The 25,416-nt window shown below is 74.2% G+C and carries 24 protein-coding genes; 10 read left to right on the top strand and 14 right to left on the bottom strand.

Translation table 11 applies throughout. The annotated features are described in order from the left end of the window. From KME75_RS23065 to KME75_RS23040, 7 genes are all read left to right on the top strand, one after another. On the top strand, positions 1-190 hold a 190-nt coding region (locus tag KME75_RS23065; protein ID WP_219416962.1), incomplete at its 5' end, for a hypothetical protein. 10 nt (positions 191-200) lie between these two features. After that, positions 201-1,400 carry an AAA family ATPase gene (locus KME75_RS23060; protein ID WP_246632654.1) on the top strand — a complete coding sequence of 400 codons (1,200 nt, stop codon included), beginning with the start codon at positions 201-203 and terminating at the stop codon, positions 1,398-1,400. 45 nt (positions 1,401-1,445) lie between these two features. After that, positions 1,446-2,405, top strand: a complete 960-nt coding sequence (locus tag KME75_RS43530) for a hypothetical protein (protein WP_246632653.1) — start codon at positions 1,446-1,448, stop codon at positions 2,403-2,405. Beyond that, positions 2,287-3,261: a VWA domain-containing protein gene (locus tag KME75_RS45100; RefSeq protein WP_281424640.1), complete on the top strand. Its 975-nt coding sequence runs from the start codon at positions 2,287-2,289 to the stop codon at positions 3,259-3,261. The genes KME75_RS43530 and KME75_RS45100 overlap by 119 nt, the downstream gene beginning before the upstream one ends. A gap of 252 nt (positions 3,262-3,513) precedes the next feature. Further along, on the top strand, positions 3,514-3,903 hold the full coding sequence (locus KME75_RS23050) for a hypothetical protein (protein WP_219416958.1): 390 nt from the start codon (positions 3,514-3,516) through the stop codon (positions 3,901-3,903). 465 nt (positions 3,904-4,368) lie between these two features. Next, positions 4,369-4,740, top strand: coding sequence for a GIY-YIG nuclease family protein (locus tag KME75_RS23045; protein ID WP_219416957.1), 372 nt, complete (start codon positions 4,369-4,371; stop codon positions 4,738-4,740). Beyond that, a complete protein-coding gene (locus KME75_RS23040; protein WP_219416956.1) occupies positions 4,701-5,336 on the top strand; it encodes a hypothetical protein in 636 nt (211 codons plus the stop codon). The genes KME75_RS23045 and KME75_RS23040 overlap by 40 nt, the downstream gene beginning before the upstream one ends. A 223-nt stretch (positions 5,337-5,559) precedes the next feature. On the opposite strand, the gene KME75_RS23035 is transcribed toward KME75_RS23040, so the two are convergent. Next, positions 5,560-6,528, bottom strand: coding sequence for a MarR family transcriptional regulator (locus KME75_RS23035; RefSeq protein ID WP_219416955.1), 969 nt, complete (start codon positions 6,526-6,528; stop codon positions 5,560-5,562). A gap of 88 nt (positions 6,529-6,616) precedes the next feature. Further along, the gene (locus KME75_RS23030) at positions 6,617-7,384 is read right to left on the bottom strand and encodes a C40 family peptidase (RefSeq protein ID WP_219416954.1); all 768 of its coding nucleotides are present in this window, start codon (positions 7,382-7,384) and stop codon (positions 6,617-6,619) included. A gap of 308 nt (positions 7,385-7,692) precedes the next feature. Here KME75_RS23030 and KME75_RS23025 point away from each other — a divergent pair, with 308 nt between their 5' ends. Beyond that, positions 7,693-7,935, top strand: a complete 243-nt coding sequence (locus KME75_RS23025) for a DUF2188 domain-containing protein (RefSeq protein ID WP_219416953.1) — start codon at positions 7,693-7,695, stop codon at positions 7,933-7,935. A gap of 79 nt (positions 7,936-8,014) precedes the next feature. Here KME75_RS23025 and KME75_RS23020 read toward each other — a convergent pair whose 3' ends face one another. The 3 genes from KME75_RS23020 to KME75_RS46890 all read right to left on the bottom strand — a co-directional run bounded on the left by KME75_RS23020 (position 8,015) and on the right by KME75_RS46890 (position 10,454). Continuing rightward, entirely contained in the window at positions 8,015-8,980 is a 966-nt protein-coding gene (locus KME75_RS23020) for a VldE C-terminal domain-containing protein (protein ID WP_308283007.1), read from the bottom strand. Positions 8,981-9,231: 251 nt separating this feature from the next. Then, positions 9,232-9,897: a DUF6262 family protein gene (locus tag KME75_RS23015; protein WP_219416952.1), complete on the bottom strand. Its 666-nt coding sequence runs from the start codon at positions 9,895-9,897 to the stop codon at positions 9,232-9,234. Then, complete coding sequence (locus KME75_RS46890; protein WP_246632652.1) at positions 9,894-10,454, bottom strand: hypothetical protein; 561 nt, start codon at positions 10,452-10,454, stop codon at positions 9,894-9,896. Before KME75_RS46890 ends, KME75_RS23015 begins: the two co-directional genes overlap by 4 nt. A 538-nt stretch (positions 10,455-10,992) precedes the next feature. Between KME75_RS46890 and KME75_RS23005 the strand changes: the two genes are divergently transcribed. Together KME75_RS23005 and KME75_RS23000 are read left to right on the top strand one after the other, a co-directional pair. Further along, positions 10,993-11,394, top strand: a complete 402-nt coding sequence (locus KME75_RS23005) for a hypothetical protein (RefSeq protein WP_219416951.1) — start codon at positions 10,993-10,995, stop codon at positions 11,392-11,394. Positions 11,395-11,502: 108 nt separating this feature from the next. Next, positions 11,503-12,051 carry a hypothetical protein gene (locus tag KME75_RS23000; RefSeq protein ID WP_219416950.1) on the top strand — a complete coding sequence of 183 codons (549 nt, stop codon included), beginning with the start codon at positions 11,503-11,505 and terminating at the stop codon, positions 12,049-12,051. Positions 12,052-12,455: 404 nt separating this feature from the next. Here the strand turns inward: KME75_RS23000 and KME75_RS22995 are convergent, their stop codons facing one another. Genes KME75_RS22995 through KME75_RS22955 form a run of 9 tightly spaced genes read right to left on the bottom strand, consistent with a single transcriptional unit; the run spans position 12,456 to position 25,000 of the window. Further along, positions 12,456-13,679 (bottom strand): tyrosine-type recombinase/integrase, encoded by a 1,224-nt coding sequence (locus KME75_RS22995; protein ID WP_219416949.1) that lies wholly within the window; start codon positions 13,677-13,679, stop codon positions 12,456-12,458. Then, positions 13,676-14,056 carry a hypothetical protein gene (locus KME75_RS22990; RefSeq protein ID WP_219416948.1) on the bottom strand — a complete coding sequence of 127 codons (381 nt, stop codon included), beginning with the start codon at positions 14,054-14,056 and terminating at the stop codon, positions 13,676-13,678. Before KME75_RS22990 ends, KME75_RS22995 begins: the two co-directional genes overlap by 4 nt. Beyond that, positions 14,053-15,162: a replication-relaxation family protein gene (locus tag KME75_RS22985; RefSeq protein WP_219416947.1), complete on the bottom strand. Its 1,110-nt coding sequence runs from the start codon at positions 15,160-15,162 to the stop codon at positions 14,053-14,055. The genes KME75_RS22990 and KME75_RS22985 overlap by 4 nt, the downstream gene beginning before the upstream one ends. Positions 15,163-15,197: 35 nt before the next feature. Beyond that, the gene (locus tag KME75_RS22980) at positions 15,198-17,873 is read right to left on the bottom strand and encodes a helicase HerA domain-containing protein (RefSeq protein WP_219416946.1); all 2,676 of its coding nucleotides are present in this window, start codon (positions 17,871-17,873) and stop codon (positions 15,198-15,200) included. A 38-nt stretch (positions 17,874-17,911) separates the two neighbouring features. Continuing rightward, entirely contained in the window at positions 17,912-19,858 is a 1,947-nt protein-coding gene (locus KME75_RS22975) for a VirB4 family type IV secretion system protein (RefSeq protein ID WP_219416945.1), read from the bottom strand. Next, entirely contained in the window at positions 19,855-21,252 is a 1,398-nt protein-coding gene (locus KME75_RS22970) for a PrgI family protein (RefSeq protein WP_219416944.1), read from the bottom strand. The genes KME75_RS22975 and KME75_RS22970 overlap by 4 nt, the downstream gene beginning before the upstream one ends. Next, positions 21,249-23,588, bottom strand: a complete 2,340-nt coding sequence (locus tag KME75_RS22965) for a TrbL/VirB6 family protein (RefSeq protein ID WP_219416943.1) — start codon at positions 23,586-23,588, stop codon at positions 21,249-21,251. Before KME75_RS22965 ends, KME75_RS22970 begins: the two co-directional genes overlap by 4 nt. A 3-nt stretch (positions 23,589-23,591) precedes the next feature. Then, on the bottom strand, positions 23,592-23,972 hold the full coding sequence (locus tag KME75_RS22960) for a pilin (protein ID WP_219416942.1): 381 nt from the start codon (positions 23,970-23,972) through the stop codon (positions 23,592-23,594). Then, positions 23,963-25,000, bottom strand: coding sequence for a hypothetical protein (locus tag KME75_RS22955; RefSeq protein WP_219416941.1), 1,038 nt, complete (start codon positions 24,998-25,000; stop codon positions 23,963-23,965). Before KME75_RS22955 ends, KME75_RS22960 begins: the two co-directional genes overlap by 10 nt. Positions 25,001-25,416 lie beyond the last annotated feature (416 nt).

Here is a 25,416-nt window from a genome sequence, read left to right as displayed (position 1 = left end):
CCTGGCCCTGGCCGTCTTCCTGCTCAAGATCCTCGACCCGCATACCTTCGTCCGTGACCGCCCCGACCGGGCCAGCCCGCGGGCCACGAAGAAGGCCGGCGACTTCCCCGCCCGCAAAGATCAACCCAGCGTCGTCCACGTCACCCGCCGCATCCAACTCCACTGCCTCCGACAGCGGTCACCGACCTAACGCAAGGCCATTGGCCCCCGCCCCGGCCACGCGGACCGGTCGCCTGCCCAACGGTGAGCTGCGCCGTCAGGTGGCGGTCCACCTCGACGAGGCGCCCGCCGACACGTTCACCGCCGGGGAGATCGCCCGGGCGTTGGGCCGATCGTCCGGCGCGGTCGCGAACGCGCTCGTCGTGCTCGCCTCGCACGGTGAGGCCGAGCTGGTGACCGAGCGGCCCGCGCGGTACCGCGCCACGCCGGGGACCGGGCGCCTCGCGTCCGTGCCGCCCGCCCCTCCCCGGCCGTCCGCCCCAGTGCCGTCGGCCCCGGAGCCCTCGTCGACCCCGGGGCCGTCGACCCCGCCCGCGCCTCCGACGGCCGGGCCCGCGGCACCCGCCGGACCCGTTCCGGCACCGGGACCGGAGGAGGGGACGGTCACAGGGCCGGTGGCGCGCCCGAACGGACAGCTCTACCACCCGCGCACGGTGGCGGGGATGCCGGACGTGACCGCGCTGCGGAGGTTGCGCGCGGCCGGGGTCCCGGCCCTGCTGTACGGCCCGCCCGGGACGGGAAAGACCTCGGTGGTCGAGGCGGCCTTCGGCGACCTGATCACGGTGCCCGGCGACGGCGACACCACGGTCGCGGATCTCGTGGGCGAGTACACCCAGACCCCGGAGGGCCGCTACGTGTTCGTGCACGGCCCTCTGATCCGGGCCATGCGCGAGGGCCGCCCGCTGTTCGTCGACGACGCCACCCTGATCCCGCCCAACGTCCTCGCCACCCTCTACCCCGCGATGGACGGGCGCCGTCAGGTGATCGTGAAGGCCAACGGCGGCGAGGTGGTGGACGCCGCCCCCGGGTTCTACGTGGTCGCCGGGCACAACCCGGGGGTCCATGGCGCGGTCCTGACCGACGCCCTGTCGTCGCGGTTCTCGGCGCAGATCCAGGTGTCCTCGGACTACGACCTCGCCGTGCAGTTGAAGGTCGACCGGCGGGCGGTGCGGGCGGCACGGAACCTCGCGACCCGGCAGCGGCGCGGCGAGGTCGGGTGGGCCCCGCAACTTCGGGAGCTGATCGCGTTCGACCGCATCGCGCAGGTCCTCGGGGTTGAGGCGGCCGTAGGGAACCTCGTCGGGGTCGCGCCGGAGGAGGACCGCGAGATCGTCGCCACCGTGGTCCGCGACGCGTTCGGCGCCGAGCACGCCCCCCTCGCCCTGGGCAACCGCATCTGATTCCCGGCCACCCCACCGCCCCCAACCGATCCTGAGGAGCACGCTATGAGCACGCACCTGATCACTGACCCGACCGCCGCCCCCACCACGGCCGCGCCCGTGACCGGCCCGGCCTGGCTGGCCCTGTCGGCGGCGATGACCGACGAGGTCCCGGTCATCGCCGACCGCGACGACCTGCTGGTCACGATCGCCCCCGGTGCCGGGCGGGGCGCCCCGGCGTGTTTCCTGCCCGCCCTGGCCCGGATCGAGGTCAACGGCTACCACCTCGGCGGGGTCGACCCCGCCACCGTCGCCCCGCACCGGATCGGCGACCGGGCCCGCTACGGGCCCGCGTGGGGGCTGCTGGTCCACGAGTGCGCCCACGCCGCGCACTCGGTCTGGGAGGCGCCCCCCGGTGCGCCCCCGGGCGCGGTCGCGGCGGCCGAGGAGTTGGAGGAGTCGCGGATCGAGGCCGTGCAGGTGGTACGGCGCCCGGACGACCGGCGCTGGTTGCGGGCCTCGGCCACCCACCTGATCCTCGACGAATCCGGGCTGGTCGACCCCGCCCGGCGCCTGGGCATGACCCGCGCGGACGCGGGACGGGCAGCCGCGCTGCTGCTCGCCCGGGTCGACGCCGGGATCCTCAACCCGGACGAGGTCGAGCCGGTCGCACTGGTCGTGACCGAGGTCCTCGGCGGGGCCACCGCGACGGTTCTGCGGGAGATCTGGACCGCCGCGCACGCCACCGCGGACACCGACGCCGAGGCGATGATCGACCTCGGGCGCCGGTGGTGCGACGCCCTCGGCACCGACCCCGCCACCGCCCCGGGGACGGGCCCGGACGGTGCCCCCGGCACCGCCGGTGACCCGACCGACGGCACCGGCCCGACCGGCGGGGCCGTCGCCGATGAGCGGCGCGATCTCCGACGCGCTCCGCCGCATCGACGCCGCCGTCGCGCACGAGCCGGTCCCCGGCGCCACCGACGGCACCCCCGCCACCGCCACCGCCACCGGCCCGGCGGGTGACCCGGCCGCCCGTGCCGCCGCCGACGCCGCCGCCCGGGTGTTCGGCCCCGCCACCCCCGACGGCACTGGAGCGGCCACCACCGGCGCGCCCGGCGGCGGGGCCCGGGACGTCATCGCGGGCACCCGGGCGCCCACCCCCGACGAGCGCCGCGCCGCGCGGGAGGTGGGTCGGGCGCTGAACACCGCCGGGGTCCGGGACCGGGTCGCAACCCGTACCACCTCGGCGCTGCCGCCCGGGCGCCTGCGCATGCGCGGGGCGCTGGCCGCCGACGCCCAGCGCGCGGCCGGTGCGATCCCGACCGCGGAACCGTTCACCCGCACCACCCGCCGGGCGGTGCCGACCCCGCCGCTGCGGCTGGGCATCGCGTGCGACGTGTCCAGCTCGATGCGGGAGTTCGCGAAGCCGGTCACCTCGGCGGCGTGGATCCTCGCCCACGCCGCCGCCCACGCCCGGGTCCCCGCCACCACGGCCACCGTCGCCTTCGGCGACACAGTGCACGCCATCACCCACCCCGGGGCCGTGCCGCACGCGGTGACCCGGTTCCGCGCCCCGGACGGGTACGAGGTGGTCGACGAGGCCCTCGACGCCCTCGACGGGGCCCTCGGGCTGTCCACGCCGGGAGCGGCGCGGCTGCTGGTCGTGGTGTCCGACGGCATCTTCAGCCCGACTCCGGCCCGGGCCGCGCAGACCCGGATCGACCGTCTGCGGGGCTCGGGGTGCGGCGTGCTGTGGCTCGCCCCGCGCGGGCCTGTCACCCCGCTCGACGGGGTCACCGTCCTCCCGCTCACCGATGCCACCACCACCGCCCGGGCGATCGCCCAAGCGGCCACCGCCGCCCTGCGCGCGGCCCGCTGACTCCTGCGGGTGCCGGACCGCCCCCCGCCCCCTGCCCCCCGCGCGGCCGGTCCGGCACCCGCGACTCGCGACTCACACGACCGACACCCGCCCGACCGGAACGGAGCCACCGATGATCGCCACCACCGCCGCAGCCGTCCTCGCGCTGGACCCCCGACCCGCACCGCCCGGCCCGGGCGCCGATTTGAGCGGCCGCGCCGCGCACGTGCGGCGCCCCCCGTGTCCGCATGACCCGGGACGTGGCCGCCCGTCATGCTCGGTGTGCCCGCCGCGCGCGTGGTCGCGACCGACGACCCCGCCCGCCGATACGGCGGGCACCCCTGGCACCTGCTCACCGTCCACGACCCCGACGACCCAGCCACGACGTACCGGTTCGTGGCCGAGTCCGGGCTGGGCGGGTTCTACCTCCTGCTCGACGAGTGTCCCGACTGCTGCGCGCCCGAGGTGCCGATGGCGACTGTGTCCGGGCTGGCTGACCTCGGCCGTTACCTGGCCGCGAACCCGGCCCGTCCCGCCCGACGCCGTCGACCCCGACGACGAGGGCGACCACCCGGACCTGCCCGAGGAGTTCTTCGGCGACCCCGGACACCGCCCGGACTGCGAGATCGGCCGACCACGCCGGTGACCTACCAGCGCGCCTGACTCGCCACACGACGACCGACACGGCCCCCGCACGAGCGGGGACCGGGCCGGTCGTCGTGGCGTCACCGCGGGCACGTCGACGACGTAGACGTGCCCTCCCTGTGCGGTCGACAGGATGACGTCTGACCCCTACCTCATGTCGACCCCCGCCCGGCCAGCCCGCCGACCCAACCGGCGCCGACGGCAACGCGCGGGCCCCGAGGGACGTCACAGCTGGTGCCCCGCCCGTGCGGGTGTTCTCGAGAATCGGTTCCCCCCTGTGCGCCGAAGTCCCGGCGTACGCGGACGACGACCGCCTCGTGCCCTGTGGAGTGGGTCCGGGCCGGTCGTCGTGCGCTGGTTGCGCGAACACGCAGAGGGGTCCGGCCCCGCCCAACGATGCCTGGGCAGGCACCGGGGTGCCGCCGTTAACGGTGGCTCGGTGCAAACGGGGGCGGGGCTGACTCCAGGAGCGAGGTCACCAGCATGACGGACCGGCGCAGCTACGAGGGACGCGTGCAGGACGGCTACTACGTCTACGGCTTGGTGGATCCGCGCGCGCTGCTCGAGACGGACGACGACCCGCTCTTGAGTATCTTCTACGTGGGCAAGGGGCGAGGCGCCCGATGGGCGTTCCACGAGAAGGACGTGCACACGGCCCTGATGCGCGAGCAGGAGCGGCTCGGCGGCGATCCTCGAAGGCAGAGCGGATCCGCAAGATCCTCGACCGAGGACAGCAGGTCGCCGCACTACGGCTCTCGGCCGGCTACGTCGACGAGCAGGACGCCTACTTCGCCGAGGCCCTCGCCATCGACATGGTGGGCGCCGCTCTCGCGGCAGCCGGACGTCCACCGCTGACCAACGCGACGCCGGGGCATCGCGCCGGTTTCGTCTGGCTCCGCGAGCACTTCGTCTTCACGGAGACGACCGAGCAGGACCTGCCCATGATCGAACCGAAGGAGCCCGTCGATGCGGGAGATCCTCCGGCGGCGCCGAGTACGGAGATCCTGGTGAAGGGCACCGAGCAGGACCTCATCGAGCCGGGGCAGCGGCTCCTCAGAAACGGTTCTCTGCCATCGGCCCTCGCTGGCCTGGAGAGCAAGGTGGTAGCCATCGAGTTGCTCGGCGAGGACCACCCCGAGGCCATGGTGCGACGCGGCTGCGATCCGCTTGATCCGTGGACGGACCCGGAAGCGCGAAGTCGTGCACGCCGTTACTGGCCGATCGGGGCGGACCGCGTGGCGGGCTGGTTGCGCGATCTGGACACGATGCCCGACCGGTTGCTGCTGGGGATCCTGGAGCCCGGGCGGGCGCACCGTGGTGCGCTACGTCTGGGACGTCGACCGCACATCACCGTGGGAGTTCTACCCGCGGAGCAAGCGGTGGGGCGTTCCGCTCGGTGCCCGGGTCCGCGATCATCCTCGACTCGGTGCCGCCCTCTACGAGGCACGTGAAGGCCGACGCGTGCAGGTGCTTGCCAACACGCCTCGGGAGTTCGCGTCATCGACGTGTGACGAGATCGGTATGTGGCGGTCTGTTCGCTGCAGGTCGGGGGGCCGGAACACGTCGACGACGTAGGCGTGCCAGGAGCACGACCCGGGATGGCGCTCGACGCCGACGCACGGTCCCGCCGGGAGGCCGCGCAGCGGAGGCGGGCGTTGTCGCGTGTCCGTTTTCCTACGTGCCGGGGCGCTCGGTGTGCTCGGGCGCGGCGTCGTCGTCGGTCCGTGCGGCCGGGGCGAGGGCGTAGCGCTTGGGTCGGTCCTTCGTCCGCACGGCGTAACCCGCGGTGACGAGCCGCTCGAGGGCGTTGCCGACGGCGCCGGTACTGCGGCCGAGGTCGTGGCCGATCTTCGTCGGGCCGAACTCCCCGTCGGGGTGATCGCGCAGGTAGTCCTCGACCATCCCGTGCAGGGCGCCGGGCGCGAGCCGGCGTCCTCGGACGGCCGCCGTGGCCGCCGGGGTTGCGTCGTCGGGCCCGTCGCCCTCCGTCGGGTCGTCGTCGGTGTTCGCAGTGCCCGTGGTGGGCGTGCCCGCCACGTCGTCGGGCACGACCGTCGCCGGGGCGGAGTCGGCGTTGGCGGTGGCCTCCGCGCCGTCGTCGGTCCCGGCGGTCGGGTCGGGCGTCGAACCCGTCGTGTCGGTCGCCGCTTCGGCGGGAACCTCGGCGCCGGACGGTGCGGTCATTGCGTCGCCGGTGGTCTCGTCGGGGGCACCGCTCCGGTCCGTGTCGGCGTCGTCGACGGTGGCCGCGTCGTCGGTGCCCTCTGTCGGGTCGGCGGTGGGGCCGGTGTTCGGGCCGCTGGGGTCTGTCGCGGTGTCGTCCGCTCCGTCGGGCGGGGCGGCGTCGACGGGCGCGGGAACGACGTACCGGGAGGCGGATCGCCTGCCGTCGGTCGGGACCCGGGTGGCCGTGCCGTCGGCGACCCAGCGGGCGAGGATCTTCGCGGCGGTGGACCGCCCGATCCCGGCATCGCCGGACAGCTCGTCCGCGGTGCCGCCGGGCCGGGCGTGCAGGGCGGCCCAGAGACGGTCGCTCGCCGTGGCGACGCGGTCGGTGACCGTGCCGTCGTCGCCGTCGGGTCGGGCATCGTGGTCGTAGATGGTTGGGGTGTCATGGCTGTCGGGCGTGGTGCTGCTGGACATGACGGGCTCCGTGTCGTCGGTGTGCGAAGCGGTGGTCATGCCCCGGCCGGAGCGTGTGTGGCCCCCGGTGCGCTGCCGATGGTGCGGGCTACGGCCCTATGGACGCTTCCTTCGTCGGAGATGTCAAGCGGAGCGTGCGGACACCGTCGAGCAGCGGAAACAGCTCCCGGAGCCGTTCACGAGGGGATTCGGCGGGTCGAGTGGCGCCGGCGTAGTCGTCGCCATTCCACCGGTAGGGCTCGACCTGGACGGGCTCGCCGTAGCGGGGTGCGTTGATCATTTGCCCGCCGCCGAGGTAGAGCGCGACGTGGCGGATGCGGGCCGTGGCGGCGGCGCCGGGCGTGCCGTAGAAGACGAGGTCGCCGGGCAGCAGCGGGGCGCCTTCGGGGACGGGTGGGCCGGCGAGGTACTGGGTCTGTGCGGTGCGGGGGAGGGTGATCTCGGCGGCGGCATAGGCGGCGGTGGTGAGGCCGGAGCAGTCGAACCCGGCCTCGCCGTTGTCGGGGCCGTCACCGCCCCAGAGGTAGGGCAGGCCGCGCTGGCCGCAGGCGTAGTTGATGGCGGCGAGGGTGGCGGGGCCGGTGGCCTGGATGGTGTTGCAGTCCCCGGTGCCGGTGGGCAGCGTCGCGGCGTAGGCGCGGGCTTGGTCGAGGACGGCGCGCACGTACCAGTCGGCGTGGTTGTAGGCGAACAGGGCAGTGCTGAGGTCGCCGGTGCTCGCGCCGTTGTCGCAGAGGTAGTGGGCGGCGGCGTGCACGGCGTCGTGCGGGTCATAGCGCGAGGGCGGCTGGGCACCGCCAGGTGGGAGCGGGTGACGGGTGACGACCTCTGCGAAAGTCGGGGCGAGGAACTGCATTGGCCCGCCCGTTATCTGCAGGCCGGGAGGAGAACGCCTGCTCGGGTCGAGGGCCGTTCGCGAGGGACGTGAGCGAAGGGGCGACACAGCCTTGTTGGCGGGCTCGTGGCGCTCGCTACAGGTTCGGCCGTTGGCACTACGAACGCGAGGCCAATCGGAGGCGGAGCGTGAGTGATCGTGACCGCTGGGCGACGATCACCGACCGGTCAGGACAAACCGGACCGATTCGCACTAGTGTTCGAAGGGTGGCCGGATCCACTATATGTGGTGCCGTCGACACGCGATGGCCACTATAGAAGGGACGCGCCGTGCCCCGAACAGAGCGTCATGTGGTTCCCAATCCCAACGGCGGTTGGGATGTGAAGAAGCCTGGTGCCCAGCGGTCGAGCGGACACACCGACACGCAGGCAGAGGCGATCGATCGAGCGCGGGTGATCGTCGGCAACGAAGGCGGGGGCGAGGTGGTGATCCACGGTCGGGACGGACAGGTGCGCGATTCGGACACCGTCGCACCGGGCAACGACCCGAACCCTCCGCGCGATCGGAAGTAGCTCGAACCAGCCGAGCGGCGCCTTGGTCTCTGTGGCGAGGCGCCGCCCGGTGGCGGTTCGAGTCGTGCGGCGCTGGTTGTCAGTAGACCGAGACGTGGATGTGGTCGTAGTGGCATCCCGTGATGTTGGCCGAGTTGGGGCAGCCGTAGACGCTCGAGGTGTAGGGGCTCCAGGTCGCTGACTCGGCGGTCCAGATCTGGCCCTGCCAGATGAGGTAGTGGATGCCGTAGCCAGCTTGGGCTGCGGAGAGTTGCCGAGCGATCTGCCAACCGCGTGCGACGTCGGCGGGGTCGGTGGGTTTGAAGAAGACGTCACAGGCTTTGCCGAGGGGGTGGTCGCTGGTGGGGTTCTGGGTGTGCGGGTCCCAGCAGGTAGCTCCGCCGCGGGTGGCGCCGCTGGCGTCGAGGGCCTGGTAGAGAGTGAGAATTCGCGGGGTGAGCTTGCCGCCGGCGACGGTGGGGTCGGGTTGGGTGGCGGTTTCGGCGGTCCAGCCGTCGGCGCGAGTCGCGGCGACGCCGCGGTAGGTGGCGGCGCGGGCGAGGACCTGGTCGACGTAGCTGGTGGAGTGGTTGTAGGCGAAGATCGCGCCGCGCAGGTCGGTGGCGGCGCCGTTGTCGCAGAGGTTGAACGCGGCGGCGTGGATGGCGTCGTGCGGGTTGTAGCGCGAGGGCGGGGTGGCTCCGCCGGGTGGAATCTGGTGGCGGGCGAGGATGGCGTCCCAGGTGGTCGGGATGATCTGCATGGGGCCGGCGGCGTGGAAAGGGTTCTCGCCAGTGCGCACGCCGGGCAGGGTGCTGCGGCCGTGATCGGATTCGACCTTGCCGATAGCGGCCAGCACGGTCCAGTCCAGGCCGGGGCAAATGGTGGCGGCGCGTTGGTAGCGGACGAGCTGGTCGGGTGGGATGTCGGCGAGCGCGGTCTGGCTCGGTGCGGACGCGCCGCCCAGACCGCCCCCGACCAGCGCGGCGAGAGACGCCAGGCCGACGACGGTGAACAGCATGAGCATGGCTGCCGTTGCGGCGGCGATCTTGGTTGTGGTGGACACGGGTCTGTCACCTCCTGAGCAGGGCAGGACGACGGGCAGAGAGACGACGAGGCAGAGACGACGGGGTAGGGCAGGCGTGTGAGACCGGCTCTGCGGCCCGAGGCGTGGCACTCGCGGCGATGCCGACCGAGTCCCGGTGGTTTGGGTTGGTCGGACGCCGCGTTGCGGTGAGATCCCGCCGGCGGTGTGGTGATGCTCGCTGCGGGGAGGCGAGCGCCAGCCGGCGTGCGCCTGGATGCGCGCTGGGGGTGTCAGCGCGTCGGGGGCAGGTTCTCGGCGCGGATCATGCGGCGCAGGCTGGTGCGTGCGGCAGCGAGCGCGTCCTCGAGAGTGGTGACCTGGTCGCGCAGGGTCTGGATCGTCGACTCGTGCCGGCTGATGACGGTGGCCATCTCGGTGTTGATGCGGGTGAGCTCCTCGATGCGGGCAATGAGGTCGGACTTGGTGCGGGTGTCGAGCTGGGTGCCCAGGGCGCGGCGGAGTTGCTCGGTGTGCTGCGCGCGTTCGTCGCGTAGCCGGGTGATCTCGGCGCGGGCGAGCGCGAGGTCGGTCCGCAGAGCGGCGACGACGGTGTCGCCGTGGCGCATCGCTCGGTCGGGAACGGCGCGTTGGCGCTGTTGGGTGCGAGCGTTCTCGACGGCGTCGCGGATACCGGGGGCGTAGATGAGCCAGGTCGACACCTGCGCGCGGCGGGCGAGGGCGGTGGCGGTGATCGGGTCGCCGTCGGCGAGCATGGCGCGCAGGGTGGCCAGGACCCGGGTGCGCTTGACGGCGCTGTCGCGGCGCCGCGCGTCCACCATCGCCTCCGCGCTGCGCGCCGACGCCCCGCTGGGCTCCCGGGACGTCTGCGGCGTGGTCGTCGGCGTGGTCGTCGGGGTGGTGGTGAGCGTGGGTTTGGTGGCGTCGTGGGTGCTCACGGTGGGTCCTTGATGGTGAGCGGGAGCAGTGTGCGAAGTTGGCCGGCGCGGAGCGTGCGCAGCACGGCGCTGGCGTGTTCGACCTCGGCGCGTTCGTCGTCGGGCAGGGCGGCGAGCCGGTCGCGCATGGCGGTCGCGACCTGGCCGAAGGCGTCGGCCTGGTCGGCGAGGTTGCGGGTGACGAACTCGTCGGCGTCGAGCGCGAGGGCGATTTCGCGGTCGGCGCGCAGCGCGTTGATGTGCTCCTCGATGGCGGGCAGGTAGGACGGGTCGGGTCGGTAGAAGCCGCAGCCGGCGCACTGGAACCGGATCGGGCACTGCTTGCCGCCGGCCTTGACGTTGGACGGCTCGATGCAGTGGCCGAACGGCACGGCCACCGACCGCAACTCGTAGTCGGTCACCGAGCCGGAATGTGGGCTGCTTGCTGTGCTCGACTCGGGGCAGGGTCGGCCGGTGTGGTCGTGCACGTAGCGGCTCATGATCGTGATCGCCTGGCGTTTCCGGGCGAGCCCGACCTTGTAGTAGCCCTGGGTGACAGACAGGTCGCGGTGGTCCATCAGTTCCTTGAGGACCTCGACGCCGACTCCGGCGTCGGCGTGGCGTTGGGCGTATGAGTGCCGGAACGCGTAGGGGTAGATCAGCGTGCGGTCGAACGGCAGCGGCGCGCCGTCGGGGCCGGGGAGGTCGCTGTGCAGGGCCGGGATCGCCGCGACCCAGCGGCGCAGCGCGGTGGCCAGCCGGATCGTGGTCAGGTGCCCGGGCCCGGCCGAGGTGTGCGGGGCGGGGAATAGCCACCGCCGGTTCGGTTCCGGCAGCGCGAGCCGGCTGCGGTGGTGCTGCCAGCGTTGGACGATTGCGACGGTGTCGGTGGTGATCGGTAGGCGTCGGCGCAGGCGGCGTTGCTTGTGGTTGTCGTAGACAAAGCGCGTACTCGTCGCCGTCGATCTCCAGGCAGTCCGCGGCCAGCGTCACCAGTTCCCCGGGCCGCCGGCCAGTGTCGCGCAGCAGCTGGTAGGCGGTCTGGAACAGCGCTGCCGAGTCGGGAATGGGCCAGGTCCGGCCGTAGCGGTGGCCCGCGCTCTCCCAGAGCTCGAGGTGGGCGTCGAGTTGGGCGATGACGGATTCGGGGATGGCCTTGCCGATCTCGTCCTCGTTGGTCTCGTCGTCGCGGATCGACTGGGTGGACTGGCGGTGGAACGTGGCCGCCAGTTCGGCCAGCCCGCCGGTGGCGCGGCCGAAGTCGAGCACCTCGTGCAGCCGTGCCCACAGCCCGCGCCGGAAGTGGCTGTTGTAGCGCTGCCCGTCGGGGCGGGTGGCGCGGGTGAACGCGTCGAACACCACGGTCATGTCCGCGAACGACAGCTCGCTCGGCTCGTGACCGCCGCCGGGCCGCTGGGCCAGTGCGTGCCCGGCCAGCGCGCAGGCCGCCACCGTGCGGGAGAGCTTCTGCGCTTCCGGGCGGACGGTGTGTGCCCACTGCTTGGTCGCGTCGCGTAGCCACCGCTGGCTGATCGGGGTGAAGTCGACCGTGGCCAGGTTCGCGCGGCGCCCGGGGCGAGGTTCGGCGAGGTCGAGCGCGAGACAGTCCCACACGTCACGGTCGGTGTGTTTAATTCCGCGGAACTGCTCGAACGCCAACTCCACGATGCGGGTCAAGATCCGCGCGTAGGCGCGGACCGCGGCGTTGCGCGGCAACAGTACCGCCACCTGCTCGCAGGATGTAGCGGCCAGCGAGTCGAGATCGGCGAGCGCCTTGATCAGGGCGCGCATCGCGACCGGGTCGATCTTGTGGCCGTGTTGGTCGCGCTGCTGCAGCGCGTAGAGCAGTTCCCACCGCAGCGGCGGTTCCAGTGCGGCGAGGCTGAACTCGTGTGCGTGGCCGACGCGTTGCTGCCGCTGGGCCCACTGCTGCGGCGGGATCCGCTTGGCGGCGGCCCGGCCGGACTGGCTGCGCCGCCATGCCCGCAGGTGCGCGCTGCAGAGCTGGTGCTGGGCAGCGTCCCCAACGTTGTCCCCAGCGTTCGCGTCGTGGCCGCAGCCGGGCACCAAGCAGCCCGGGACCGGCGCAAGCGGATGGGCTTGCTGGGTGCGCCACGCCTCGACGGGCAGAGCGCCGCCGCTGTCGCGGTAACGACACCATTCGCTGCCGTGTGAGTTGCACAGCCCCGACAGGTTGCTGATCCGGCGCCGACCGCAGCCGACACCGCCACGGGTCACCACGCACGGCTGCCCGGTCAACCGCGCCGACCGCGGCACGACCGGCCGATGGGTGGCCACGAAGGCATCCCTGCCCAGCCCGCTGGTCGCCAACGCAGCCTCGCAGCGGCCGCAGAGGGTGCGCGAGTTGAGCACCGTGGCGCAGTGCGCCACCAGGCACCTGGTCGAGGTGGTGGCCGGGTTGTCCGGGTCGCCGGTGAACAGCCAGCCGTCGGGGTCGTACTCGTCGGGCCGCCACCCCGGCGCCAGTCGCTCCTGCAAGAACTCCACCCAAGCGCCCCGGTCGACCTCGACGGTGCCGATCGACCGCGGCCCGGCCGTGCGTGCGGCGCTCGGGGTGGTCATAGGCTGCCCCGAGCTGATGTCTGGGCTGATGTTCGGGCCCATGCCGCGCCAGTCTCGACCGCGGCGCGCTTGTCGGCATCGTCGGGATGCAGGTAGGGCTGCATCGACACCGGTGAGGCGTGTCCGAGCAGCTGCTGTACCGTGTCGCGCGGCGTGCCCTGGTGCAACCAGGTGGTCGCGGCGGTGTGGCGCAACAGATGCGGCCGCACCGTCAACCCGGTCGTCGCGGCCAGCCGGTCGAACATCTCCTTGACGTTCTGGTAGCCCAGGCCGCGGCCCAGCGGCGCCCGATACAGGTTGACGAACACCAGCGGGTTCTCCTCGACGTCCGCGTCGACGTCCGCGCCGGTCAGCCGGTGTGCGCGCTCGTGCATGTAGTCGGCATACAGACCGATCGCTTCGGCCGGGACCGGGATCGTGCGCGGGAACCTCGACTTGGCCAACGCGCCGTTGTCGTTGCCCGGGCGGCGGCGCACGTGCAGGTGCGGCCCGGCGATCGGGCAGCCCAAGCTGCGGGAGTTGGCCAGCAGGTGCATGTCCTGGCGGTGCAGGCCCAACGCCTCACCGATGCGGATCCCGGTCATCGCGATCAACGCAGCCAGACACCGGTCGCGCGGGTTGGTCGCCGCGGCGACCAGCGGCGCGATCTGATCCGGCTCCAGGAAGGCGAACGGGATCTCCGTCGTCGCGAACCGCAACGCCCGCGAGCGCACCGTGCGGAACTGCTCGTCCTCACCGGCCTCGTAGCCCGGCGGCAGGAACCGAATATGACGCGGCTCGTGCAGCCGCCGCACCAGACCCGGGTCGATCAGGTCGTGGCGAGCACAGAACCGCAGGAACTCACACATCGTGCCCAAGACCGCGTCGGCGGTTCCCGGTGAGCGGTACCGCCTCGCACCGGTACCGGTATGGCTCCGGATCGGGAGGGGCTCGGCCACCAGCCACCGCTTGAACCGCACCAGGTGATCCAGCCGCGGCGCCGTCCAGTCCAGGCCCTCGGCCGCGCACCAGGACAGGAAGATCGCGACCCGGCCCGCGTAGACCCGCTCGGTATTGACCGAACGGTCCAGCGCGCGCAGCCCCGCGAGGAACGCGCACGCCTCCGCGTGCAGCCCGTAGTCGCCGTCGACTACGACCCACACCATCGCCCCGTCGGACGGCAGCACCGCACGCTCGGCCCGGAACTTCGTGATCATGAACGCGAGACCGTAGATGATCATGGCTCGCACCCTGCGGATACTTCACCGGCACGTGGCGTGTCGCCCACGATCCTCACGTGCCTCAAGGCCAGCAACGACCCGGAGATATCGCCGGCGCCGGAGGGGTTCTCGCCGTCACGCACGCCCGGGAGCGCGGAGCGGCCGTGGTCGGTCTCGACCTTGCCGACCGCGGCGAGGACCGACCAGTCGAGCCCGGGGCAGGTCGTGGCGGCCTGCCGGTAAAGCGCGAGGTAGTCGGCGGGGATGTGGGCGAGCGCGTTCGGGCTGGGGCTGCTCGCGCCGAACACCGAGGTGACCGCGCCCTGCACCGCGGCGAGGACGAGGATCGGGAGCAGAACGACGACCGCGACCAGGGCGGCTCCGATCCGGGTGTTCACGGTGCCGGGGTCGTCCTGCCGCGTGGTGAGGGCGCCGGAGGCATGGGGAGCGGGGCGGGCAGCCGGTGGGGCCCGGTGCCGCTGTCGGCAGTTCCGCTGGGGCCCGCCTCGGCGGGTGCCGCGCTGCCGGGGTGGTCGAGGTGCGGCCAGGCCTCGGTGAGGCGGTGCAGGGGCAGGCGCGCCCCGTCCCTCCCGGTGCCAACCGGGTGCAAGGGGAGCCAGACGGGGTCGGCCGGGCTGGGGTGCGGGGTGCGGGGGTCGAGCAGCCCGGCGGCGGCGGTGGCAACCGGGACGGCGCCGGGCCGGGCGAGGTCGCGCCATGCGCGGTACAGCGCCGTGCGGGCCCCGGCCTCGCGGCGGGACGTGGGCAGCCACACCAGCAGCGGCGTGGTGATGCCGGTGGCGGCGGTGAGGGCGGCGTAGCCGGCGAGTTTCGCCGCGACGCGGCTCAGGGCCTCGGTGCCGAGGTCGAACTCGAGGAAGAACTCGACGCGGCGGTTGCGGTTGGTCCAGCGGCCGTAACCGTCCGGGCGGACGAGGTCCCCGAACAGCCGCGCGCACCGTATCTCCGACCACCATGTCTCCAGCGTGGCGGGCCCCGCGGCCGTGCCGGTCCCGGTCGCGGTGCCGTGGCGCGCGGCGGCGACCAGGGCGGCGAACCACTCGGCGACGCCGACGGTGTGGGCGAGCTGGAGGCTGTGGGCGATGCCGAGCGTGCGGTCGTGGCGGTAGCCCAGGTCTCGCGGCTCGAGACCGTGCGTGGCGGCGAGGACCGCGGCTCCGGCGGGGGCGAGGACGTAGTGCATGGGGGCGCTGCCGACGGTGGCGAAGGGCTGGAACCGGTCGACGACCGACCACTGGTGGAGCTCGCGCAGCCGCTGGCGGCCGGACCGGAACGAGGGGAAGGCCATGTCGGTGATCTGGGTGGCGGTCAGGACGCGGTGCTCGGCCAGCATCGCGACGATCCAGTGGTCGCGCGGGGTGAGCCGCCACGCGAGGGCGGCCTGGTGCTCGGCGCTGTTGCGGACGCGGCCACCGGGCCGCGCGGTCGGGTGGCTCGGGAGGACTCCGCCCAGCGTCCGCTGCCGGGTCGGGTTGGTGATCATCGTGTCGACGTCCCTTCGAGGTGGTCGTGGGGTGGTCAGCGGCGGCGCGGATCGATCGCGGCCGCCGTGGGCCGGTCCGGCGTGGGAGGAGCGGTCGCCGTCGCGCGGGCGGTCGCGGTCCGCTCGCGGGCCCGGTCGGCGCGCGCCGCGTCGGCGTGCCGGGCGGCGGCGCGGATCTCGCGGGACCGACCCGGCACCGGCGGCGGGAGCGGCTGGGTGCGCAGGGTGAACGCTGGGGTCTGCTCGCCGTGCAGGACGAGGCGGGCGGCGGCGTGATAGGCGCCGAGGTGGGTCAGGTCGTGGTCGGTCAGGTGCGGGGCGGTGTGGCGGGAGAGGTCGCGGGCGTCCTCCGGCCCGGCGTTGAAGTAGATCTTGGATCGGGCGTTGGTCGAGAGGCCCTCGCGCAGCTCGCGGGAGAGCTGTCCGAGGTGCTGGTGGGCCAGCGTCATCGCGACGCGGAACCCGCGGGCCTCGGCGAGCATGTCCTCGATGGGATAGGGCAGGTTGAGGAAGTTGTGGCACTCGTCGACCACGAGGGAGGCGTCGCGGCGGTCGCGCTGGGGTGTGCGGGCGCGGGCGGTGGTGGCCTGCCAGGCGGCGGCGACCGTGAGCGACCCGACGAGGCGGGTGGTCTCCTCCCCGATTGAGCCCTTCGGGATCCGGACGAGGCAGATACCGCCGTCGAGGACCCGGGTCATGTCGATGGTGGAGGGGCCCGCCGCTATGGCGTCGCGGACGAAGGGCCGCAGCAGGAACGCGCGCAGCTTGTTGAGCAGCGGCGCGACGACCTGGGCACGGGAGGCGTCGGACAGCTGGCCGTACCAGTCCCAGAACCCGGCCAGGACGGGGTCGGTGACCGCGGCGGTGAGTCGCTCGCGGCGGGCGGGGTCGGCGAGCAGGCCGGGGAGCTGGGCGAGGGTGGGGGTGTCGGGCTGCAGCGCGAGGGTGAGGCAGGCGGCGCGCATGACGTCGTCGGTGCGCGGCCCCCAGAAGGCGGCGTAGACGCGCCGGAACACCGACACGAGGTTGTCCACGGCCAGGTCGCCCGACGGTGCGGGGCCGGAGCGGGTGACGTCGAGGGGGTTGAGGCAGGGCGGGCGGGAGCGGCTGTCGGCGTCGAGGAGCACGACCCGGTCGGCGCAGCGGCGGGGGAGCCGGGACAGGACGTCGGTGACGAGGTCGCCCTTGGGGTCGACGAGAAGTATCCCGCGGCCGGCGTCGGCGTCGGCGAGGATCATGTTGCCGAGCAGCGTCGACTTGCCCGAGCCGGTGGCGCCGATGACGTGCAGGTGCTGCCGCGCGTCGGGCACGCGCAGCGCGACCGGGCGTTCGTGGCCGGTGTCGGTGATCCCGAGGGGCTTGGCGTCGGGGCCCGGTCCGGTGATGCCGGGGGGTGGGGCGACCGCGCGGGCCCCGGCGCGGAGCAGGCCGGGGACGTGGTCGTCGGTGGGCAGGTGCGCGAGCGCGGCGAGCTCGCGTACCGACAGCACGTCGCCGTCGCGCCCCCACCGTCCCCACGGTCGGGGTTGGTGGGAGAGGCGGCGGGTGGCGAGGACGGTCGCGGGGTGGCGCAGCCGGCGGCGGCCGTAGCGGTTGTGCTCGGTGTAGGAGGCGAACGAGGCGGCCAGCGCATGGGCGCGGCCGCGCACGAGGTCCCGCGCCGCCGCGACCGGGTCGTCGCCCGTCCCGATCTGGCTCGCGCCCTTCGCTGCCGGGGCGAGGGAGAGGTCGATCGCGGCGGCGTACCGGACGAGGGTCTCGTACTGGGCTCCGCGCTGCTTCTCGACGACCGCCCGGGCCTGGGCGGACAGGTCGAGCGCAGTCTGCCGGTCCGGGCTGGGCCCGCTCGACGGCCTCCTCGCCGCCGCTGCGCCGGTGCGGCGGGCGGGACGCAGGGGGCGCGGCGTGATCAGGTCGAGCAGCTCGGACAGCACCCCGGTCAGGAGGCCGGCGGGGGATCCGCTCGTGCCGTGGAGGTGGGGGGCGCTGCGTCGGGCCCGTGCCGCGCGGCGGCCGGTGACCGGGCGGGTGAGCACCTGGACGCAGGCGGCCTCGTGGCGGCCGAGCCCGACGGCGGAGCCGACGAGAGCGCGGACCGGATCGGCGTCGAACCGGGTCCTCAGCGGAAGGGCCTCGGGTCGGGTCAGGCGCAGCTCGCCGCCGGTGATCACCCGCGTTCGCCCGGGCTCGGCCGCCGGCAGGGGTATGCGGGCGGGTTCGGCGCGGGTGTGCGATCCGGGCCAGGCCGCCTCGACGGCTCGTTCGACCAGCCCGGGAGGGATGGCACCGGGCACCCACAGCCGGATCGTCGTCCCGGTGCTGGTGAACGCGTACTCCCACACCAGGTGCGGCTGCCCGGCGAGCAGGCGGCGCCAGGCCGGGCGGAGCAGGCCGACCAGGTTCGCCCACAGCGCCTCCCCGCCCGCCGGGTCGACCGTGGGCGGGGCCAGCACGGTGACCTGCCGGGCGCCGGTGAGGAGACGGCCGTCCCGGCGGCGGGTGAGCCGTCGCCACCCGAGCGCGGTCACCGTGCCCACGAGTGCGAGCGCGGTCAGCGTCACCGGCCAGTGCGCGACGAGCGCGGACACGACGGGCCCGAGCGTCTGGGCGACCCAGCGCCCGAGCGCGGCGCCGGGGTCGTGCAGGAGGTCGCCGAGCGGGCCGCCGGGCGGTGCCGTTCGCGAGGGGATGTGCGGACCGTGAACGGGCATGGGTAGGACCTCCGGGGCCGGGACGGGAGCACGGCGTGTCACGAGGGGTCCCGGGCCACGTAGGCGGAGTCGGGCCTGCGGCGGCGCCGGTCCGGCGGTCGGGGCTTGTCGAGGTCGATCCAGCCGCCCCCGGCCCGTCGGTCACCGCCGCCGTCGGGCGCGGCGTCCTCCTCGTCGCCGCCCCCGAGGTCGCCGTCCTGCTCGGCGAGCTGGGCGGGGCTGGATGTGCAGAGCGCGTCCTCCAGCTCGGAGGCGGCTCCCTGGAACGCGACACGCGTGATGCCGGTGGACAGCAGGCCCTGGCCGCGGTCGGCGGACAGCAGGAACTGGCGTTCACCGGCGGAGAGGTCGAACACGCGGGTGACCTCGTCGATGGCCTGGGTGGACTGCCGGAGCAGGATCTGGGTGGCGGCGTTGGCGACGACGGCGCGGCCGAGGTCGGTGCCGAGGACGTCGGCGGTGTCCTGGGTGGCGACGGTCAGCCCGGCCCAGTGCTTGCGCGAGGCCTTCGCCATGCGGAACAGGAACTCCGCGCCGGCGCGGTCCTGCATCAGCAGCCACGCCTCGTCGACGACGACCAGCCTGGGCTGGCGAAGGGCGGGGTTGGCGACCTGGCGCCAGATCGCGTCGAGGGTGAGCAGGGTGCCGGTGGCCCTGAGCTCGTCGGGCAGGTCGCGCAGGCTGAACACGACCAGATGGCTCTCGGGGCGTGTGGTGGTCGGGCCGTCGAAGAGCCGGTTGAAGCTGCCCTCGACGAACGGGTGCAACCGCTCCGCAAGGTCCCTCCCGGCGGCGGGTCCGTCGGGGTCGGCGAGGGTGTCGCGCAGGTCGCCCAGGAGCGGGGCGGGACGGGTCCACGTGCCGGGGTCGGTGGTGATCCCGGCGGCGGCGTAGGTGGTGGTGATCGCGCGGTCGAGCGCGGCCCGCGTGCCCGGGTCGGGGCGCTCGCCCAGCAGGACCGCGACCGCGGTGTGCAGGAACAGGCCGCGCCGGGCGAGCGCGTCGCGCGGGGCGTGACGGCGACCGTCGGGGCCGGTGTGGATCGGCAGGTCGAAGGGGTTGAGCCGGATCCCGGGCGCGCCGAGATCGATGCGGACCCCGCCGACGGCGTCGGAGAGGCGGGTGTACTCGTCCTCCGGGTCGATGACCACGGCCTCGACGCCGCGGTGCAGCGACCGCAGCAGTTCCAGCTTGACCAGGTAGGACTTGCCCGCGCCGGAGCGGCCCAGCACGACGGCGTTGTGGTTGTGCATGTGCCCGGCGAAGCGGTCGACGTGCACGAGGCCCTGGGAGCCGAGGTTGTGGCCGTAGAGCACGCCGTCCGGTGCGGCCGCGCCCGCCGGGTCGGGGGCGGGCAGGTCGGGGCTGGTGAAGGGGAACGCGGCGGACAGGGCGGCGGTGTCGAAGGTCCGGCGCATCGCGACCGGGTCGAGCCCCATCGGGAGGGTGCTGACCCAGCCCTGCAGCGCGCGGTAGGTCGTGTGGCGGGCGTCGAGCAGCAGGCTCGCGCAGAGGGCGCGGACCGCGGCGACCTCGTCGGCCAGCTCGGCGGTACTGCCGGCATGGACGGTGAGGTAGAGCCCGACGCGGAACAGCCGGCCCTCGCCGCGCGCGACCCGCGCGGAGAGGTCGTAGGCGTCCTCGGTGGCGGCCTCGACGTGCGGGTCGTGCAACCGGCCGTGCTCCGCGGTGGAGCGGCGGCCGCTCTCGAGCTTCGAGAGCTGGGAGCGCAGCCTGCTCGCGGCGGTGACCGGGTCGACGGGTTCGACGTGCACGGCGACGTCGATGCGGCCGGGGTGGGTGAGCAGCGGGTCGAGCCAGCCGGGGTGAACCTCGCGGGGGAACCCGACGATCGCCAGGGATGCGACGTGCTGGCCCTCGCCGATCTCCAGGTGCCGGGTGCCGACGATGAGCGAGTCGGGCACGAAAGCGGGTGTTGGCGGCCGCGCGGTTCGCGGTCTGCGCCGGTCCCGGTCGCCGTTCATCGCCGTCCTCCGCGCAGGCCCGCGGGGTCACGTCGGCGACCCTGACCCCGGCCGAACGCCCCGGGCTCGGGGGCGGCTTGCCGCGCCTGCCGTATGCGGTCGGCCGGGTTCGGTGGACCGTCGGCTGGCCCGTCCCACGCGAAGTCGTCCTCGTCGCGGTCGTCCCAGTCCTCGTCGTCGTCCGGGAAGGTCGCGTCGTCGAAGGGGTCGTTGTCGTTCCAGCTGTCGTCGTCCCGGCCGCGGTAGTCCCGGTCGGTGTCGTGTCCGCGTTCGCCGTACCCGTCCTCGGGGTCGTCGCCCTCCCAGTAGGTCGGGCCGGGTGCGGCGTGGATGACGTCGCCGGTTCCGGTGCGCCGCGGCGTCGGCGGGAGGAGCGGGTCGGGGTTGCAGGCGGCGGCGAGCGCGGCGGTGGTGCGGGCGGCGTCGAGTGGGGTGACGGTGATCCCGGCGGGGGCGAGCAGCTCCATCGACTCGCTGAGCCGGCGGACGAGCCGGGCCTCGGCGGCCCGGCGAGCGCCACCTCCCGGCCGTCGCGCCTGACGGCGGGAGCCGGTCAGCGACGCCAGGCCGGCGCGTGCCGCCGCCAGCGGCGAGGGCCCGCCGAGCCCGTCCATCGCGGCGGCGGGGCCGAGCGGTTCGCGCAGCACGAGCAGGACCTGGCGGCGCAGCAGCACACCGTGCCCCGCGAGCCGGGTGAGGTAGTCGGCGTGCTCCAGCGCCGCGGCCCGCAGCGCCGGGTGCGGCAACTCGACGGCGCGGGCGCGGAGGTCCTCGATCTGCCCGGTCAGGTCGAGCGGTTGGGCGCGGACGAGGATCTGCACCGGTGCGGACAGGCTGTGCAGGTAGCGGCCGAACGTGGCGACCAGGGCCTGCTGCTCGGCGGGGGTGCGCAGCGCGAAGTTGACCGTGGATACGACCGCGACCGTCGCGAGCCCGTCCGCACCGAGGTCGACCACACCGACGTCGATGCCGCCGTTCCCGGCGGCGACCGAACGCGCGGGCAGCCGCAGGACCCCGCGCCGTCCGCGGGCGGCGGGCTCGTCGGCGCGGCCGCCACGGGCGTCGAGCCAGGCCGGTGCCTCGCCGCCGGGACCGTCGCCGATGGCGTGGGCGGAGCGGGTGCGGGGAGCGAGGCGGTGGCGGATCGCGGCGACGAACAGGCGGTCCATCGACACGCCGTCGCGGCGCCCGAGCGCCAGGACCACCGCGGTGACCGCGACCGGCACCGCGAGGGCGAGGAACGCGGCGGTCGGCACGGCGAGCCGGGTCGCGTCCCAGGTCGCATAGAGGCCGAGGCCGGTCAGGCCGAGGATCGTGACCTGGCGGGCGGTGAACGAGCCGATGACGCGGTCGGCCATGTCGACGTCGGCGGGAATCCGGACGGGCGAGGTCATGACGTACCTCCGGTGGGGTCTGTGGGTCGGGACCGGCGCGGCCTGCGGGCCGCGGGCGGTGTGCGGCGCGCAGGCGGGGTGGCGGCCGCGGGCGGCGGGCGGGGCTCGTTGCGAGCGGGTGTGGGGCCCGCCGACCGGGCAGCGGGTGTGGTGCCGGTCGCCTCGGCGCGACGGCGGGCGGGTGGGCGCGGCGCCGGTGCGGGTGGCGTTGGGGTTGCCGGCGGCCGGGTCGGTGTGGGGAGGCCGATCGGGAGTCGTAGTTGCTGACCGCCCGATCGCGGAGCGGTCGGGCGCGCCGGCGTCGGTGCGGGTCGTATCGCCGGGGTCGGGGCTGCAGCCGTTGCCGGGCGGCGGGGGACACGGCGGAGGTCGTCGAGTGGGAGGGGGTACTGGCCGGATCGGTCGGGACGGTTGTCCCGGTAGGGGTCGAAGGGCAGCTCGAGCTGTCGCGGTCGCGGGCCGGCCGTCGTCCGGCGCGGCGTCGGTGCGGGTGGGGGTGGGGGAGTAGGGGTTCGGCGAACCCGGTGCACGCCGTCGAGCGGAAGCGGGTACTGGCCGTCGCGGCGGGCCCGGTTCCCCTGGTAGGGGTCGAGTGGCAGCTCAAGCTGAACGCCTGAGCGTCGCGGCCGTGGCGCGGGTCCTGGCGTCGCCGAGCTCCGCCCGGACGATCCCGGCGATGTGGACGGGGTCCGGACGCGACGCGGGGAGCCGAGGGGCAGTCGGTACTGGCCGTCGCGGCCGAGCACGGGCCGGTGCTCGGGCCAGTCCTCGCCGAGCGGCAGCGCGAGCTGCCGACCCCGCTCGCGCAGGCCCGCCTCCGGTGTGGGCGGGGTGTCGCCGCCCGCTCGGCGGGCGGGGCGGACACGGCGCAGCCCGGTCAGCGGGAGCAGGTACTGGCCGTCGGAGTCGGCGCGCACGTTCGCGTAGGCGTCGCCGGAACCGTCGCCGGTCCCGCCACCGCCGCCCGCCCGGCTGCCACGTCCCCGCCCGCCCCGGCTTGCCGCGGTGCCCCCGCCGCCCTTGCTGCCGCGACCGGAGAGCAGACCGAAGGTCTTGTAGGCGACGAACCCGCGCACCAGCGACCCGACGAACGAGCGCCCGCCACCGCCCCGGATCGACCCGAGCACCCAGAACGGGATCTTGTAGAGGACGTACATCAGCGCGCACGCGACGAGCAGGTTCACCAGCCCGGTCCCGGTCGTCCCGAACAGGGTGAACCCGTCGGGGGCGAGGAGCACCCGCATCGCGGTGATCAGGGTGAGGCTCTGCACGACCTGGATCGCCAGGCAGCCGCCCAGTGCCTTCCACCACCAGTAGGCGATGTACTCGGTCTGGGGCAGGGCGTGGAACATCAGCGCGAGCGGTGCTCCGGCGACGAGGATGACGGTGAGCGCGACGCGGATGACGTAGCCGACGAGCAGCGCGAGCAGCATCCCGACCAGGAACACCCCGACGAACAGCACGAAGATGCCGTCGTTGAGCGAGCCGAGGGTGATGTCGCGCAGCGCCCGCCCCGCGTCCGCCGGGTCGACCCCGCCGGTCATGACCGCTCGGGAGAGGCCGTTGGTGACCTCGACGGCGCGGGTAGCCGCCCACAGGCTCAGCGCCCCGGCCAAGAAGCCGACCACGATGCGCGGGGCGATCTCCTTGGCGGTGTATCGGCTCTGCAGGCTCTCGAACGACATGATCACGACCGCGGCGACGAGGACGAGCAGGCCGTAGCAGGCGAGCAGGATCTGCCAGGAGTTGTTCCACAGCTCCGCGAGCCCGGGCAGCGTGTCCAGCTCCGGGGTGGTGAGCAGCGTGTTGGACAACAGGTCCAGCAGCGGGTTGAGCGCCGCGGTCACCACGCCGCGGAAGAAGTCGTTGATCGCGTTGCTGACGCAGCCACCGAGGTCGGTGAACCCGCACGGCTCCCGCGCCGGTTCGACGCCCGGGGCGGACCCGCCCACCGCACGCGGGTCGACGCCGGGTGCCGGCACGTCGGGAAGGCACCCGAAGCCGTCGCACGGCTCCGCGTCGGTGGTGGGAGGGGCATCCGACAGGGTCAGCGGGAACCCGCCGTCCGGAGCGTCGGTCGAGGCCGGGGCGCACACCGGGATCGGCACGCCGTCCTCGCAACCGCCCGGGAGGGGCGCCGGTTCCGGGGTCGGGGTCGTGTCCGGCGGTTGGGCGGGAACCACGGCGGCCACCGGGACCAGATGGACGATCTCCGCGGCGCTCGGGGCGAGCCCCGCGATCAGGAACGCGGCAACGAGCAGCATCGGCGTCCGGACCAGGCGCCGCGCGATGTGCCGGAGCGCCGTCGGGGCGGTCGGCTGTGATGTGACGGGCACCGGTCAGGCTCCGACGATGCCCTGCAGCACGGTGACGACCAGCGGCGCGAGGACCGCCAGGGCGTAACCGACGCAGGCGCTGCGGAAGGCGACCTTGGCCTTCTCGATCTCCCCGGGATCGCCGCCGCCCAGGATGTAGCGCACGCCGCCGATGGTCAGGAACACCGTGGCCAGCAACGCCAGGATCCCGACGATCCAGCCGCGGACGTTGTCCAGCACCTGCTCGACCGACTCGGCCTGTGCCAGCACCACCCTGCCGTCGGCGCCGCTCGCGGCGGCGGTCGTCGTGAGCAGGCTCCCGGCGACGACGGCGGCGACGACCAGCGCCCGGTGCGTGCGGCGCCTCCTGCCCGCGGGACGGGGGGTGTGTCGGTTCACGCGCATCGCGGTTCCTCCGTGCTCGGTCGCGGGGTGCCGCCCGGCGTCTCGACCGGCCGGGAGTCCGTGCCGCCCGCAGGCCCGGCGGCCGGCGGTCGCGGGCGCCCGTCGCGGGCGTCGGCGGGCTGGTCCCGTCCGCGCACCTGAACTCCGCCGTGCGGGGCGACCGGGGACATCCGGCAGCGCACACGGCGCCGGTGGGATCCCGACACAAGCTCGATGGTCACCCTGCGTGCCCGGCGGGAGTCGTCGGCGGTCATCGCGTCGAGGTCGAGCTGGTCGTCGTCGGGCTCGGCCTGGTGTTCGCGAACGAACGCGACGAGCCGGTGCTCGGCGCGCTGGCGGGCCTTCTTCGCCGCTTCATAGCCGGTGCCGCGCCGCGTGGCCGCCTCGGCCAGCGACACCTCCTCGAGGCGGGTGCTGCCGATCAGCTCGGCCTCGACCGGCGTGATGACGCCCGCCGTGACCGCGCGGGCCATCACCAGATCCGGGTGCCCCGCCGGTGCGGGCGGGGCGGCGGAGTGGAACGCCCGCGCGGACGGGGTCGGCGCGTCGAGCGACTCCCGCAGGCAGGTTTGCCCGGTGCGGTAGGCCGCCCACCGCAGCCGCAGCATGATCCGCGGCCGGGCAAGGTCGATCACCGGCAGCTCGGCCAGGAACCCGGCCAGGACCGCGGCGTGGATGTCGCGCGGGTCGCCGGCGAAGCGGGCGGTGAGCGTCGAGGCGATGCCGGTGAGCGCGGGCAGCGCGACCCCGACGCACCCGACCGTCCACGCCCCGGCGTGCGCCCGTGACCGCCGGACCAGGTGGGCCCAGACCGCGTCGCGCACCGGCTGCGGGCAGCGCCGGCGCAACAGCCGCTGCCGCACCTCGTCGAGCGGCACCGCCCGGTCGGGCAGCCCGGCGAACTCCCGCCCGTCCACCGCCAGCGGCTCGGGCCCGGTGACCAGCCATCCGAACGCCGAGCGCGCGGCGTCGAGCGGCATGCCGGTCGGGCCGAAAGCGGCTCTCGGGATCGTGTTCCTGTCCTGCATTCGTCGGCTCCTCGTCTCGCTCGGTGAATCAGCGAGAAGAGGACGCCACAACCGTGGGTACCGAACCGTTCCCGATCACGTACCGGTGAGGTACGAGTTGCGCACCGCCGACCGCTCACCGGCTCCGTACCGCGAGCTCAGTGGATGGCCGTTGCGCGGCACGGGTCCGGCCCACCCCTCGCGATGTCACGGCCATGAGCTGCGGCTACGTCCTGCGGTACCCGATCGGTACCTCATCGGTGAGAGTCCGGTACCCGATCGGTGCGTCGCTTCGAGTGCACATCAGGCCGTAGCTATTCAGTACGTCCGGAGCTGTTGGTGACGTGATCGGGCCCGGCGTGGCGGCTTGATCGTCGGCGTGGTGGCGCGATCATGGACGGATGTCGGACTCGCTGCCGCCGTCCGTGGCGGAGCTC

Origin of the sequence: Pseudonocardia nigra, from assembly GCF_019396355.1 — a bacterium.
Classification (GTDB): Bacteria; Actinomycetota; Actinomycetes; order Mycobacteriales; family Pseudonocardiaceae; genus Pseudonocardia; species Pseudonocardia nigra.
This window is presented reverse-complemented; position numbering and strand designations above follow the sequence as displayed.

Bases quoted from the DNA above. Each gene is read 5' to 3' on its own strand.
- KME75_RS22995 (WP_219416949.1), bottom strand. From the start codon at position 13,679: ATGATCATCTACGGTCTCGCGTTCATGATCACGAAGTTCCGGGCCGAG.
- KME75_RS22975 (WP_219416945.1), bottom strand. From the start codon at position 19,858: ATGAACGGCGACCGGGACCGGCGCAGACCGCGAACCGCGCGGCCGCCA.
- KME75_RS23030 (WP_219416954.1), bottom strand. From the start codon at position 7,384: ATGCAGTTCCTCGCCCCGACTTTCGCAGAGGTCGTCACCCGTCACCCG.
- KME75_RS23045 (WP_219416957.1), top strand. From the start codon at position 4,369: ATGACGGACCGGCGCAGCTACGAGGGACGCGTGCAGGACGGCTACTAC.
- KME75_RS43530 (WP_246632653.1), top strand. From the start codon at position 1,446: ATGAGCACGCACCTGATCACTGACCCGACCGCCGCCCCCACCACGGCC.
- KME75_RS22960 (WP_219416942.1), bottom strand. From the start codon at position 23,972: ATGCGCGTGAACCGACACACCCCCCGTCCCGCGGGCAGGAGGCGCCGC.
- KME75_RS23050 (WP_219416958.1), top strand. From the start codon at position 3,514: ATGCTCGGTGTGCCCGCCGCGCGCGTGGTCGCGACCGACGACCCCGCC.
- KME75_RS46890 (WP_246632652.1), bottom strand. From the start codon at position 10,454: ATGGACCACCGCGACCTGTCTGTCACCCAGGGCTACTACAAGGTCGGG.
- KME75_RS45100 (WP_281424640.1), top strand. From the start codon at position 2,287: ATGAGCGGCGCGATCTCCGACGCGCTCCGCCGCATCGACGCCGCCGTC.
- KME75_RS22980 (WP_219416946.1), bottom strand. From the start codon at position 17,873: ATGCCCGTTCACGGTCCGCACATCCCCTCGCGAACGGCACCGCCCGGC.
- KME75_RS22985 (WP_219416947.1), bottom strand. From the start codon at position 15,162: ATGATCACCAACCCGACCCGGCAGCGGACGCTGGGCGGAGTCCTCCCG.
- KME75_RS22970 (WP_219416944.1), bottom strand. From the start codon at position 21,252: ATGACCTCGCCCGTCCGGATTCCCGCCGACGTCGACATGGCCGACCGC.
- KME75_RS22955 (WP_219416941.1), bottom strand. From the start codon at position 25,000: ATGCAGGACAGGAACACGATCCCGAGAGCCGCTTTCGGCCCGACCGGC.
- KME75_RS23035 (WP_219416955.1), bottom strand. From the start codon at position 6,528: ATGTCCAGCAGCACCACGCCCGACAGCCATGACACCCCAACCATCTAC.